General features: G+C 54.8%; 12 protein-coding genes. 11 read left to right on the top strand and 1 reads right to left on the bottom strand.

The annotated features are described in order from the left end of the window. Positions 1 to 73 precede the first annotated feature (73 nt). The 9 genes from rpsB (at position 74) to ACR2R1_RS10675 (ending at position 8,494) form a co-directional block, all read left to right on the top strand. A complete protein-coding gene (gene rpsB / locus ACR2R1_RS10715; protein WP_077731266.1) occupies positions 74 to 859 on the top strand; it encodes a 30S ribosomal protein S2 in 786 nt (261 codons plus the stop codon). A gap of 120 nt (positions 860 to 979) precedes the next feature. Continuing rightward, complete coding sequence (tsf, locus tag ACR2R1_RS10710; RefSeq protein WP_077731265.1) at positions 980 to 1,864, top strand: translation elongation factor Ts; 885 nt, start codon at positions 980 to 982, stop codon at positions 1,862 to 1,864. A 91-nt stretch (positions 1,865 to 1,955) separates the two neighbouring features. Then, on the top strand, positions 1,956 to 2,678 hold the full coding sequence (pyrH, locus tag ACR2R1_RS10705) for a UMP kinase (protein ID WP_077731264.1): 723 nt from the start codon (positions 1,956 to 1,958) through the stop codon (positions 2,676 to 2,678). Positions 2,679 to 2,680: 2 nt separating this feature from the next. After that, positions 2,681 to 3,238, top strand: coding sequence for a ribosome recycling factor (gene frr, locus ACR2R1_RS10700; protein WP_077731263.1), 558 nt, complete (start codon positions 2,681 to 2,683; stop codon positions 3,236 to 3,238). Between the two features lie 146 nt (positions 3,239 to 3,384). Continuing rightward, positions 3,385 to 4,173 (top strand): polyprenyl diphosphate synthase, encoded by a 789-nt coding sequence (gene uppS, locus ACR2R1_RS10695; RefSeq protein ID WP_077731262.1) that lies wholly within the window; start codon positions 3,385 to 3,387, stop codon positions 4,171 to 4,173. 52 nt (positions 4,174 to 4,225) lie between these two features. Beyond that, positions 4,226 to 5,185, top strand: a complete 960-nt coding sequence (locus tag ACR2R1_RS10690) for a phosphatidate cytidylyltransferase (RefSeq protein ID WP_434114237.1) — start codon at positions 4,226 to 4,228, stop codon at positions 5,183 to 5,185. A gap of 1 nt (position 5,186) precedes the next feature. Then, positions 5,187 to 6,374, top strand: coding sequence for a 1-deoxy-D-xylulose-5-phosphate reductoisomerase (ispC, locus tag ACR2R1_RS10685; RefSeq protein WP_434114096.1), 1,188 nt, complete (start codon positions 5,187 to 5,189; stop codon positions 6,372 to 6,374). Positions 6,375 to 6,381: 7 nt separating this feature from the next. After that, a complete protein-coding gene (gene rseP / locus ACR2R1_RS10680) occupies positions 6,382 to 7,743 on the top strand; it encodes an RIP metalloprotease RseP (protein WP_434114093.1) in 1,362 nt (453 codons plus the stop codon). Positions 7,744 to 7,774: 31 nt separating this feature from the next. Beyond that, a complete protein-coding gene (locus ACR2R1_RS10675; RefSeq protein WP_434114091.1) occupies positions 7,775 to 8,494 on the top strand; it encodes a DsbC family protein in 720 nt (239 codons plus the stop codon). A 38-nt stretch (positions 8,495 to 8,532) separates the two neighbouring features. Here ACR2R1_RS10675 and mutS read toward each other — a convergent pair whose 3' ends face one another. Next, the gene (gene mutS / locus ACR2R1_RS10670; RefSeq protein WP_347257226.1) at positions 8,533 to 11,097 is read right to left on the bottom strand and encodes a DNA mismatch repair protein MutS; all 2,565 of its coding nucleotides are present in this window, start codon (positions 11,095 to 11,097) and stop codon (positions 8,533 to 8,535) included. A gap of 54 nt (positions 11,098 to 11,151) precedes the next feature. Between mutS and ACR2R1_RS10665 the strand changes: the two genes are divergently transcribed. Together ACR2R1_RS10665 and thpR are read left to right on the top strand one after the other, a co-directional pair. Then, complete coding sequence (locus ACR2R1_RS10665) at positions 11,152 to 11,646, top strand: CinA family protein (protein WP_077731256.1); 495 nt, start codon at positions 11,152 to 11,154, stop codon at positions 11,644 to 11,646. Continuing rightward, positions 11,630 to 12,205 (top strand): RNA 2',3'-cyclic phosphodiesterase, encoded by a 576-nt coding sequence (gene thpR / locus ACR2R1_RS10660; protein WP_077731255.1) that lies wholly within the window; start codon positions 11,630 to 11,632, stop codon positions 12,203 to 12,205. The genes ACR2R1_RS10665 and thpR overlap by 17 nt, the downstream gene beginning before the upstream one ends. Positions 12,206 to 12,235 lie beyond the last annotated feature (30 nt).

Raw genomic sequence — 12,235 nt, 5'->3', positions numbered from 1 at the left:
GTCGCCGGTTGGGGTGCGTGGAGGCTCAACCCATCGCCGGTTCAATCCGGCTCAGCTCTATTAGGAGATTTGAATGTCCAATGTAACCATGCGCCAAATGCTGGAGGCCGGCGTACATTTCGGTCACCAGACGCGCTATTGGAATCCCAAGATGGCTCCGTATATTTTCGGCGCGCGGAGCAACATCCATATCATCAATCTGGAAAAGACTATACCTCTGTTCAATGAGGCCATGAAATACCTCGAACAGCAGGCGGCCAACAGAGGCAGAGTTCTTTTCGTCGGCACCAAGAGAACCACCCGCAAGGTCATCGAAGATGAAGCCAAGCGCTGTGGTATGCCTTATGTGAATTATCGCTGGTTGGGCGGAATGCTCACCAATTTCAAGACCATCAAACAATCTATCGCTCGCATGAAAGAGCTTGAAGCGATGCGGGACGACGGTCGCTTGCAGCGGTTCAACAAGAAGGAAGCGCTCGGCATGATGCGCGAGTTGGAGAAGTTGGAGCATAGTTTGGGCGGGATTCGGGATATGGACCGGCTTCCGGAGGTGTTGTTCATTATGGATGTAGGCTATGAAAAGAATGCCATCAGCGAAGCGAAAAAGCTGGGCATTCCGGTCGTCGGCATTGTCGATACCAACAACAGCCCGGTCGGCATCGACTATGTCATACCGGGCAACGACGACTCCATTCGTGCTGTTCAGCTGTATGCGCAGAGCGCCGCGACAGCCATCCTGCAAGGCAAGGCGCACAGTCTCGATTTTGCCGGAGGGGAAGACGAATTTGTGGAGATGGAGTCAAATACCGAGACGAGTTCGGATTCCGCTGCGGAAGCGGCTAGCGCATATGCCGAGTAAGGCATGCGTTTTTCGTGCCTGAATGCGTTGATACGCTCAAAACGCCTCCATCAGGGGGCGTTTTTATAAGCGTAAATGCTTGAATAGCGATGATAAGCAATTAATGATGAGGTTCGGTCAATGAATATCAGTGCCGCAATGGTGAAGGAGCTCCGCGAACGCACCGGTTCGGGGATGATGGAATGCAAGAAGGCGTTGCAGGATGCCAACGGTGATATGGAAGCCGCAGTTGAGTTGATGCGGAAAGCGGGTCTCGCGAAAGCAGACAAGAAGTCTGGCCGCACTGCCGCCGAAGGCCGTATTTCTACGAAAACGAGTGCCGATGGTAAGCGTGCGGTCATCGTGGAAATCAACTGCGAGACCGATTTCGTCGCCAAGGGCGATGATTTCGTAGAGTTCGTCAATAACGTCGTGCAAACCGCATTGGATTCGACAGCTAGTTCGCTCGACGAATTGCTCGCTACTGTGATGCCGTCCTCGGGATCCAGCGTGGAGGAAACGCGCCGGGCTATGGTTGCCAAAATCGGCGAGAATATCAATGTGCGGCGGTTCGAGAGCATTACATCGGAAAGCGGTAATATCGCGAGTTATTTGCACGGAACCCGGATCGGTGTTCTTGTCGAGTTGGTCGGCGGTGATCAGGAGTTGGGTCGGGATATTGCCATGCACGTCGCGGCTAGCAAACCCTTGTGCGTGGACGAAAAAGGCGTGCCTGCCGAAACGGTCGCCAAGGAGCGGGATATCGCCAAGGCGCAGGCTGAAGCCGAAGGGAAGCCTGCTAATATCGTCGAGAAAATGGTAGAGGGCAAGATCAAGAAATTCCTGGGGGAAGTTACCTTGCTCGGTCAACCTTTCGTCAAAGATCCCGATCAGACTGTCGGTAAGTTGCTGAGTAGCCGAGGAGCTAGCGTAGGTCGCTTTGTACGATTCGAGGTTGGCGAAGGCATAGAAAAGGTAGAAAGCAATTTCGCCGAAGAAGTGATGGCACAAGTAAGAAACAGTTAAACTTTCGTGAGTAAACCTCTGGCGGAGTGCTTTGCACGGCGACCCGTCAGGGGTTTGCGGATAACCAATCGACAACACAGAATTTGAACCGATGAGCGCGCCTAAATACACCCGAATTCTGCTGAAGTTAAGCGGCGAAGCGCTTATGGGTGAACAGGGAAGTGGTATCGACCCACAAACGATTAAGCGTCTAGCGCACGAAATAAATGATTTGTGTCAGATCGGTGTCCAGGTGGGGCTGGTCATTGGGGGCGGCAACATCATACGTGGCTCGGAAAAGGCATCAGAAGGCTTGGATCGGGTTACCGGCGATTACATGGGTATGCTGGCCACAGTCCTGAATGCCCTTGCTATGCAGGACGCCCTTGAAAAACTCGGGCAGCCGGTCCGCGTCATGTCGGCTTTGAAAATCAATCAGGTTTGCGAGGATTACATCAGGCGTCGTGCAGTCCGACACCTTGAGAAAGGGCGGGTAGTCATCTTTGCTGCGGGTACCGGCAATCCATTTTTCACGACGGATTCGGCAGCCAGCCTGCGTGCGATCGAGATCAATGCCGAGTTGCTGATTAAGGCCACTAAAGTGGAGGGGGTTTATTCGGCGGATCCGCTCAAGGATTCCAATGCGCGGTTTTACTCGAGGCTGACCTATGACGAGGCCTTGGATCAACGCCTTAATGTAATGGATGCCACGGCGCTGGTTTTGTGCCGCGACCATAATATGCCGCTGAGGGTGATGAACGTGTTCGATCCCGGGGCCGTCATGCGCGTGGTTCTGGGCGAAGATATTGGATCCTTAATTGAAACCGGTAGATAACCATGATCGACGATATTCAAAAACGGACTGCGGAACGAATGAAGAAGAGTATCGAGGCGCTCAAGCATGAGTTTGCCAAGATAAGGACCGGCCGAGCTCATCCCAGCCTCTTGGATCACATCATGGTGTCTTACTACGGCAACGAGGTACCGTTAACGCAAACGGCCAACGTCGCTGTCGAAGATGCCCGAACACTGACCGTGACCCCATGGGAGCGCAGTATGGTTCAGGCTATCGAAAAGGCGATCATGACGTCCGATTTGGGGCTGAATCCCTCGACTGCCGGTTCGGTAATCCGTGTCCCCATGCCGCCGCTTACCGAAGAACGGCGGCGCGACCTGATCAAGGTCGTGCGTCACGAAGCCGAAAATGCCCGGGTCGCGATTCGCAATATACGGCGCGATGCCAATAATGAGCTCAAGGCTGCGTTGAAGGAAAAGCAAATCTCGGAAGACCAGGAGCGACGCAGTCAAGAGCAAGTTCAAAAATTGACCGATCAGTACATTAAAGACGTCGATGGTTTGCTGAGCGAAAAGGAAGCGGACTTAATGGCAATTTAATCGGTCCCTTCCGGTCGTGTCGAAATTCGGCTCTTTCTTCAATAATTATCAGCCAGTATTCGATGGTGCCCCCGGCGAAACCGATTTCACTCAGGAACGGTTGGGCATCTCGTTTTCCAAAATGATGATCAGTTCGGAACCTAAATATGGAAGTGCCCGCTGTCCCTATCGATGATGACCGGCTGCCCCGCCATATCGCCATCGTTATGGATGGTAATGGCCGTTGGGCAAAAAAGCGTTTTCTGCCGCGTACGGCTGGGCATCGCGCCGGTGTCTCGGCAGTACGAAAGGTTATCGAACACTGTCTGAAGCGCCGAATCGAGGCGCTCACCCTGTTCGCCTTCAGCAGCGAAAACTGGCGGCGTCCTCCGCAAGAGGTGTCTCTGCTCATGGAGCTGTTTTTGACAACCTTGGAGCGGGAAACCGAAAAGCTTCATGAAAATGGCGTCCGGCTTCGGGTGATCGGCGATCGGGCGGCGTTTTCGCCCGCGCTGCAGGAAAAGATTTCGGCTGCCGAAAGGCTTACCAGTTCGAATACCCATTTGAACCTGACCATCGCGGCTAATTACGGCGGCCGCTGGGATATTTTGCAGGCTGCCCGTGCGCTGGCCGAAAAGGTCGCACGAGGCGAGCTGTGTTCCGGAGACATTAGCGCGGATGTCTTTGAATCTCAGTTGACCCTGACGGATCTGCCCGAGCCCGATCTTTTCATTCGCACCGGTGGCGAACAGCGGATTAGCAATTTCTTGTTGTGGCAGCTGGCTTACACCGAACTCTATTTCACGCCTGCCTTGTGGCCAGATTTCGACGAACAATCACTCGAACTCGCGTTGAACGACTACGCAAGTCGACAGCGCCGCTTCGGATATACGAGCGAGCAAGTCGAGGATCTGGTTCCAGAAAACGTTTGCACTAAGACAAGCGAATCCCGTTAATTTTGCTATTTACGAGACAGTCATGCTGAAAAATCGAGTCATTACCGCTTTGGTGCTGGCGCCGCTCATTATCGCCGCGATTTTATTCTTGCCCGCTGACGGTTTTGCGGTGTTTTGGGGCGCGATTATTTTAGCTGGCGCTTGGGAGTGGGCGAATCTTTCCGGTCTCGGTAGCTTATCGTCGCGTCTCAGTTTCGTCGGTGTGGTGTTCGCTTTTCTGCTTGCTGCGCGGTATTTCGCCATCGACTGGGCACCGGGTGAACTGCCTGAGTGGTTTTACTGGCCCGTAGTGGCCTGGTGGTTCGTGTGGGGAATCGCGTTCCGTCGGATACCTGAGCGTTTGGTCAAGATCCAGTATCCGCTTGCTGCGAAACTGGCCGCCGGTGCATTCGTGCTGATCACCGGTTGGATCTTGATGGTCTGGCTGCGCTTGAATTTTCGTCAGGAACAGGTTTTTTATCTGGTATTTCTCGTTTGGGCGGCCGATGTGACGGCTTATTTTGTGGGCAAGCGCTGGGGCCATACCAAGTTGCTGGAACCGATCAGTCCCGGCAAGACCGTTGAAGGGGTTTATGGGGCCTTGTTCGCTGCGGCGGTCCTGGCAATTGCGGTAGGGCTATTCGCAAAGCTCGAAGCAATCGCCCTTGCCGATTTCGTGTTCCTGTCTTTGTTTACAGTGGCCGCGTCAGTATGCGGTGACCTTTTCGAAAGCCTAGCAAAGCGCGTTCGCGGGGTGAAGGACAGTGGCGCCGTATTACCGGGGCACGGTGGAATTCTCGATCGCATCGATAGCTTGCTGGCGGCAGTTTCGATCTTTTATGCCGGTTCGTTGCTGCTCGGAGTATTTTTGACGGCGGAGTTGGAAACAAATATCGTCATTCCCGAGGAGCTGCCTGCTGAAAGTTCCGGAGACATAACGCCTCATGACGAGGAGGGGACAAACGATGAAGGTTTTGTGGAAGAAGGCGTCGTAAACGAAGAAAAATCTCCCTCGAACAAGGGAGCCCATTAAGATGAAAGGCATTTGCATTCTTGGCTCGACAGGATCCATTGGCGTCAGCACGCTCGATGTGGTTGCACGGCATCCGGATCGTTACCGGGTCGTGGCGCTTACCGCGAATAACAATCTGGACCGGCTTTATGAGCAATGTCAGCAGTTCCGACCTTCATATGTGGTTCTCCGTAGCGAAGGGCAGGCTGAAGAATTGAGACGGCGGCTCTGTGCTGCTGGGCTGCCGGATACCGAAGTGCTAAGCGGCACGAAATCTCTGGAAGAGGTGGCCATGTTGCCTGAAGTGGATGGCGTCATGGCCGCTATTGTCGGGGCGGCGGGGCTTTTGCCGACTTTGGCGGCGGCAAGAGCCGGCAAGACCGTATTCTTGGCGAACAAAGAGGCGCTGGTGATGTCGGGGCAGCTTTTCATGGCCGAGGTTGCCAAGTCGGGCGCCAAGCTGCTGCCGATCGACAGTGAGCACAATGCCATTTTTCAGTGCATGCCGGCAGATTACTGCGCCGGTCAGACGGCTTCCGGCGTCCGGCAGATTTTGCTTACCGCTTCCGGCGGTCCTTTTTTGCGTAAGCCATTAGATGAGTTGGACGACGTAACGCCGGATCAAGCCGTGGCTCATCCCAACTGGGTTATGGGGCGGAAAATTTCGGTCGATTCGGCTACTATGATGAACAAAGGGCTAGAAGTGATCGAAGCATGCCTGTTGTTCAACATGCTGCCTGAGCGCATTCAAGTCGTTATTCATCGGCAAAGCGTCATTCATTCGTTGGTCGATTATGTCGACGGGACGGTGCTGGCGCAAATGGGTAGCCCGGATATGCGTATTCCCATCGCCCATGCCTTAGCTTGGCCGGAGCGATTCGAGTCTGGGGCGGAACCACTGGACCTATTCAGTGTCAGACAATTGGACTTCGAGGCACCGGATGAAGCTCGTTTTCCATGTTTGAGTTTGGCTTATCAAGCTGTTCGTGCAGCCGGAACGATGCCGGCTATTCTAAATGCCGCGAACGAAGTGGCCGTTTCGTCGTTCTTGGATCGTAAGATACGGTTCACGGATATTCCAGAGACAATCAAGCATTGCATGGCGACTATTGTGCCGGGCCCCGCCAATACAATCGATGCCGTTCTCGATGCGGACCGAATCGCTCGCTCGACGGCCGAGTCATATATCAATCGGCTAGCGGTGTATTAACGCTCCCATGTTTTCGCTCCTTCATACGCTTTTTTACTTCATCGTAGCGTTAACAATCCTGATCGCCTTTCATGAGTTGGGCCATTTTTGGGCCGCGCGGAAATTAGGAGTTAAGGTTATCCGGTTTTCGTTGGGGTTCGGGAAGATTCTCTGGCGTCATCAAAGAACACCTGATAGTACCGAATTCACCGTGGCGGCGCTTCCCTTGGGCGGCTATGTGAAAATGGTGGATGAACGGGAGGGGGCGGTAGCACCGGCTGATCTGCCTTATGCTTTCAACCGTCAACCTCTAATCCGTCGCGTAGCGATTGTATTTGCAGGACCGTTCTTCAATTTCGTTTTAGCGATTCTGGTCTACTGGGCGGTTTTCATGATCGGCGAAACCGGCATGCGCCCCGTGTTGGGACCCGTGGCCGGCGGCTCGTTGGCGGCTCAGGTCGGGTTTTCAGAAGGCGACGAGATTGTGGCTGTGGCAGGTGAAGCGACGCCTACCTGGAACCAAGCCATGGGCGAATTGCTGGAGCGAATCATGGAGGGTGAAGCGATTCCCGTCGACGTCAAGACGAAGGGCGGTGAACAACTGCAGCGAACCCTGACGGTACCGGAGGAACTCGCACAGCAGCCTAATTTATTGTATCAGCGCCTGGGCATTCGTCCTTGGGAGCCGGATATTCCGCCGATTATCGATAGGGTCGAGCCGGGCGGTGCGGCGGAGAGAGCCGGGTTGCAGGCTGGCGATAGGCTGGTAAGTGTGGACGGCAGACCGATTAGGACATGGCGGGAGTGGGTGGATCATGTGCGCGCCCATCCCAACGCTTCGCTCGAAGTCGTCGTGGAGCGCGGTGGCGAGCGCTTGTCTCGCTCGGTAACGCCGACGCCGGTTGAATCGGAAGAAGGTCGTATCGGGAGAATAGGCGCTGCAGTTCAGATACCCGAGCACCTTATTGATGCAATGCAGGTAGAGTATCGTCTCGGCGTGCTTCCTGCGTTTGTGGCCGCAGTAGAAAAAACCGGCGATTACTCCGTTTTGACTTTGAAAATGATCGGGCGGATGCTGGTCGGTAAAGCAGGCATCGAAAACCTGAGTGGTCCGATCAGCATCGCTCAGTATGCCGGAAAATCGGCGAGCATAGGCTTTAGTCAATTTCTTAAGTTTCTCGCCATTGTCAGCGTCAGCTTGGCCGTGTTGAATTTATTGCCGATTCCCGTGCTCGACGGCGGACATCTCATGTTTTATCTGGTCGAGGCTGTCAAAGGCAGTCCCGTGTCGGAGCAGACGCAAGCGTTCTTTCAGCAAATCGGCTTATTCATTCTGTTATCCTTGATGAGTCTGGCATTCATTCTCGACATCGAGCGTTTGCTGACATAAATCGAAACCGAAGCAACCCACGGATACATTCATGAAAACACATCGGGGCGTCGCATTCTTGGGCATGGCGGCTCTTTTTTTCGGGCCGGCCTATGCCGACAATAAAGCCATTGAACAAGCGTTAAAGGACGCTTTGCCCGGAGTCAAGCCGGATTCGATCACACCGTCCGCCATGTCGGGGCTTTACGAAGTCGTTGTTGGGCCGAAGCTGTTCTATGTTTCGGAGGACGGTCGGTATTTGTTTCAGGGCTCGATGATCGATATTAAGGCGCGCGAAGATTTAACGGAAGGCAAGCTGGCCGACGCGCGAGTCAGTTCTCTGAAAAAAGTCGGCTCAGACAACATGATAGTCTTCAAGCCTAAGAGTTCGAAGCACTTGCTATACGTGTTCACCGATATCGATTGCGGCTACTGTCGAAAACTGCATTCGGAGATCGATCAGTATCTAACGGAAGGTATCGAGATTCGTTACCTGTTCTTCCCTCGCGCTGGCGAAGGCTCTGATTCCTACAAGAAAGCGGTGTCGGTGTGGTGTGCGGACGATCGCAACGCGGCTTTGACCAAGGCGAAGCGTGGCGAGACCATCGAAAACCGGCAATGCGACAACCCGGTAGATCGGCATCTGACACTGGGAACGCAAATGGGCGCCGCCGGAACGCCCATGCTTGTCACCGAGAAAGGGAACATACTGCCGGGATACGTGCCGGCTAGTCAATTGGCCAAGATTTTGGCTCAAGAGAGCGAAAAATAAGCGCCCATTTAGGCGTGGTCGACTCCAGCGTCTTGCTCTCAGTTCGTCAAGTCCTTTAGGGTGAACAGCAAGTCCAAGGCCTGTTTGGGCGTGATTTCTTCGGGTCTGATCGTTCTGAGCAGATCCAACGCAGGGTGAGGCTCGGCATTCGCGAAAAGGTCGAATTGCCGTGCTTCGCTTTGATGTTCCGCATAGGTCTGGTTCTCCAGAACCGTCAACTTCTTGCGCGCGTTGTCAATCACCGTTCTCGGCACGCCAGCCAGAGCAGCCACCTGGAGTCCGTAGCTCTGGTTGGCCGGGCCGTCCTTGACGGCATGAAGGAACACGACCCCATCGCCGTGCTCTACTGCGTCCAGATGGACGTTCTGTACCCCGGGGCACTCGTCAGGCAGCGTAATCAATTCGAAGTAGTGGGTCGCAAAAAGCGTGAACGCCTGGATCTTGCGTGCCAAGTAGTCGGCCGTTGCCCAGGCCAGCGCCAAGCCATCAAAGGTGCTGGTGCCGCGACCGATCTCATCCATTAGCACGAGACTTGATGATGTCGCGTTATGAAGGATGTTCGCGGTCTCGGTCATCTCGACCATAAATGTCGATCGGCCGCTGGCCAAGTCGTCGGAGGCACCGATCCGGGTGAAAATCCGGTCGATCGGGCCTATCATCGCCGCTTCCGCAGGCACGTAGCTGCCGATATGAGCCATTAAGACGATAAGTGCGGTTTGGCGCATATAAGTGGATTTCCCGCCCATATTGGGGCCGGTGATAATGAGCATGCGGCGGTCGGAGTTGAGTTCCAAATCGTTGGGGACAAACGGCGTATCGGCAACCGTTTCGACGACGGGATGGCGGCCGCCTGTGATGCGAATGCCTGGTTCCTTGATTAGTAGGGGCATGGTGAGGTTCAGGCTTTCGGCGCGCTCGGCCAGGTTGGCCAAGACGTCCAGCTCCGAGAGCCCTGAAGCGCAGTCCTGCAGCGCTTTTATCGACGTGCCAAGAATATCCAATAGCTCGTCATAAAGGGCTTTCTCAAACGCTAGGGAGCGTTCCCGTGCGCTCAGCACCTTATCTTCAAAGGCTTTTAGTTCTGGCGTGATATAGCGCTCGGCACCCTTCAAGGTTTGGCGCCGGATGTAGTCTGCCGGGACCCTGTCGGCCTGCGTGCGGGAAAGCTCGAGATAGAAGCCTTGCACACGATTGTATCCGACCTTTAGGTTTGATAGCCCAGTTCGCTGGCGTTCCCGCTGCTCGAGGTCAACCAGGAAGCGTTCCGTGTTTTGGCTGAGGTTGCGTAGTTCGTCCAGTTCCGGATGGTAACCTTCGGCAATGACGCCGCCATCGCGGATCAGCATAGGCGGGTTTTCTATGATCGCGCGATCGAGCAGTTGGTAAATTTCAGGCTGCTCTCGAATCCGCTGCCGTATGTCCGTAAGGAGCGTGCTCTCCAGGGTTTCGAGCTGATTTAAGAGCTCGGGTAGCGTACCTAACGATGCTCGCAATACCACGAGATCCCGCGGCCGCGCCGATTTGAGCGCGATGCGGGCGACGATGCGTTCAATGTCCCCGACTGATGCAAGCACATCGCGAATGGAAGCGTAATTCCTATCTTTGCGTAGTGCCTCTATGGCCTCGTAACGCTGATAAAGAATGCGTTGATCTCGTAGAGGATGATGGAGCCAGCGTCGCAGCAGGCGTCCGCCCATGGCGGTTGAGGTGCGGTCGAGTACGCCGAACAGGGTAAGATTGACCCGACCCGACGGATGAAAATCCAATTCCAAGTTGCGCCGGCTTGCCGCGTCCAGGATGATGCTTTCCTCGCCAGTTTCTGTCCGTAACCCTTGGATGTGGGGCAGCGCGCTTTTTTGGGTGTCCTGAACATATTGAAGCAAACAACCTGCGGCGGCGATCGCCGCGGGCGAACCTTCGCAGCCGAAGCCGGAGAGATCTTGAGTTTTGAATTGAAGAAGCAATCGATGGCGTGCGCTCTCGGGGTCGAAGTGCCAAGACGGTCGCCGGGTGATCCCACGCCTTGCGGCTATGGTTGGTGGTGGCGACCATTCTTCGCTGATGAGTAGCTCAGAAGGATTTAAACGCTCCAGTTCGCCGGCTAATCTCTCCAGGCTGGTGACCTGCTGAACTGTGAATCGTCCGCCGGCCAGGTCTAATCCGGCGAGACCATAAATTTCGCCGAGCTGGACTATGGCGACCAATAGATTCTCTTTGCGATCCTCCAGCAAGGCCTCTTCGGTCACTGTGCCGGGGCTGACGATGCGTACGACCTTGCGTTCGACGGGACCTTTGGAAGCGGCTGGATCTCCAATTTGTTCACAGATCGCAACCGATTCACCGAGTTTGATCAGTCGAGCGAGATAACCATCGACGGCATGATAGGGGACACCCGCCATAGGTATGCGTTCGCCGGCCGATTCGCCCCTAGCGGTCAAGGTGATGTCCAGGAGTTGTGCGGCTTTACGCGCATCCTCGTAGAAGAGTTCGTAAAAATCCCCCATTCGGAAAAAGAGAAGCTGCTCGGGGTGTTCGGCCTTGATGCGCAGGTACTGCTGCATCAGTGGGGTATGTCTGGAGAGTGTGGTTGCTTGATCGGTCATCAGAGTAGTTTATCGGATAGAATAAAGGTCTGCGATTGAGCGAATGGCTGACATATGGCGGAGGACGAAGCGTTATACGCGTTGGCGCGCGAGGTTGGGCAGATCCTGAGGCTTCAGGAGCGAGTGCTAGTCTTGGCCGAGTCTTGCACCGGTGGGTGGGTGGCCCAATGTATCACCGATGTGCCCGGAAGCTCCGCTTGGTTCGATAGAGGGTTCGTCACCTACAGCAATCAGGCGAAGTACGAGTTGCTGGGCGTGCCGAGCGAAATCATCGAAGTTTATGGCGCTGTCAGCGTCGAAACGGTGCGAGCCATGGCTGCGGGTGCCTTGAGTCATAGTGCGGCGGGCGTGGCGGCGGCCGTTAGCGGAATCGCCGGGCCGACCGGCGGTACGCCGGATAAGCCTGTGGGCACCGTATGGTTCGCTTGGCAGCGGGGCGATGGCATCTGCCGCGTAAAACACATGCAGTTCGGCGGTGATCGGCGTCAGGTCAGGCGGCAAGCGGTTAGAGTCGCGCTTCAAGGTATTCTTGATGTCTGCCGAGATTAAAACGCTTCGTTTGTTTTTCGCTCTTTGGCCAGACGGGGCGGTACGCGCTTCACTGGCGCAGCTTGTCGATACGCTCAAGCAAACGGCTACGGCTAAGTGGGTAAAGGGGGAAAATCTTCATATTACACTGGCTTTTTTGGGAGAAGTGAATGAAGATCGGTTGCCGGTGGTCAGTCAGGTTGGCGACAGCATTGTCGGACAGTCATTTGAGCTGAGTCTCGATCGAATCGAGTTTTGGCCGAAAAAGGGAATTATCTGCCTGTCGCCCCTGAGTGCGCCGGAAGCGCTGAACCATTTGGCAAACAGTTTGACTGCCGGCCTCGGTCGAATTGGGTTTGTCATGGAAAACAGGCCATTCCGGGCGCATCTGACGCTGGCCAGGAAAGCTTGCCGCGACAGTGTGTCGTCACAGACTATCGACGATCCGATCCGTTGGCGCGTGAGTTCGTTCAGTCTGATCGAGTCCCAAATTAGCCGCGCCGGCTCACTGTATCTGGTGCGGAAGAGCTGGAACCTGCCGAGTTTTCAGGCTATTCCCGACGATTCGTCTGTGAGATAATTAGTAATTATTTACAACGGTTTAGTCAGT

Origin of the sequence: Methylocaldum sp. GT1TLB (assembly GCF_051027445.1) — a bacterium.
Lineage (GTDB): Bacteria > Pseudomonadota > Gammaproteobacteria > Methylococcales > Methylococcaceae > Methylocaldum.
Note: the sequence above shows the minus strand (reverse complement) of the source record. Positions and strands in the feature narration are given on the sequence as shown.

Excerpts from the sequence above, each read along its gene's own strand:
- tsf (WP_077731265.1), top strand. The coding sequence starts at position 980 with ATGAATATCAGTGCCGCAATGGTGAAGGAGCTCCGCGAACGCACCGGT.
- ACR2R1_RS10665 (WP_077731256.1), top strand. The coding sequence starts at position 11,152 with ATGGCGGAGGACGAAGCGTTATACGCGTTGGCGCGCGAGGTTGGGCAG.
- rseP (WP_434114093.1), top strand. The coding sequence starts at position 6,382 with ATGTTTTCGCTCCTTCATACGCTTTTTTACTTCATCGTAGCGTTAACA.
- rpsB (WP_077731266.1), top strand. The coding sequence starts at position 74 with ATGTCCAATGTAACCATGCGCCAAATGCTGGAGGCCGGCGTACATTTC.
- frr (WP_077731263.1), top strand. The coding sequence starts at position 2,681 with ATGATCGACGATATTCAAAAACGGACTGCGGAACGAATGAAGAAGAGT.
- thpR (WP_077731255.1), top strand. The coding sequence starts at position 11,630 with ATGTCTGCCGAGATTAAAACGCTTCGTTTGTTTTTCGCTCTTTGGCCA.
- ACR2R1_RS10675 (WP_434114091.1), top strand. The coding sequence starts at position 7,775 with ATGAAAACACATCGGGGCGTCGCATTCTTGGGCATGGCGGCTCTTTTT.
- mutS (WP_347257226.1), bottom strand. The coding sequence starts at position 11,097 with ATGACCGATCAAGCAACCACACTCTCCAGACATACCCCACTGATGCAG.
- uppS (WP_077731262.1), top strand. The coding sequence starts at position 3,385 with ATGGAAGTGCCCGCTGTCCCTATCGATGATGACCGGCTGCCCCGCCAT.
- ispC (WP_434114096.1), top strand. The coding sequence starts at position 5,187 with ATGAAAGGCATTTGCATTCTTGGCTCGACAGGATCCATTGGCGTCAGC.
- pyrH (WP_077731264.1), top strand. The coding sequence starts at position 1,956 with ATGAGCGCGCCTAAATACACCCGAATTCTGCTGAAGTTAAGCGGCGAA.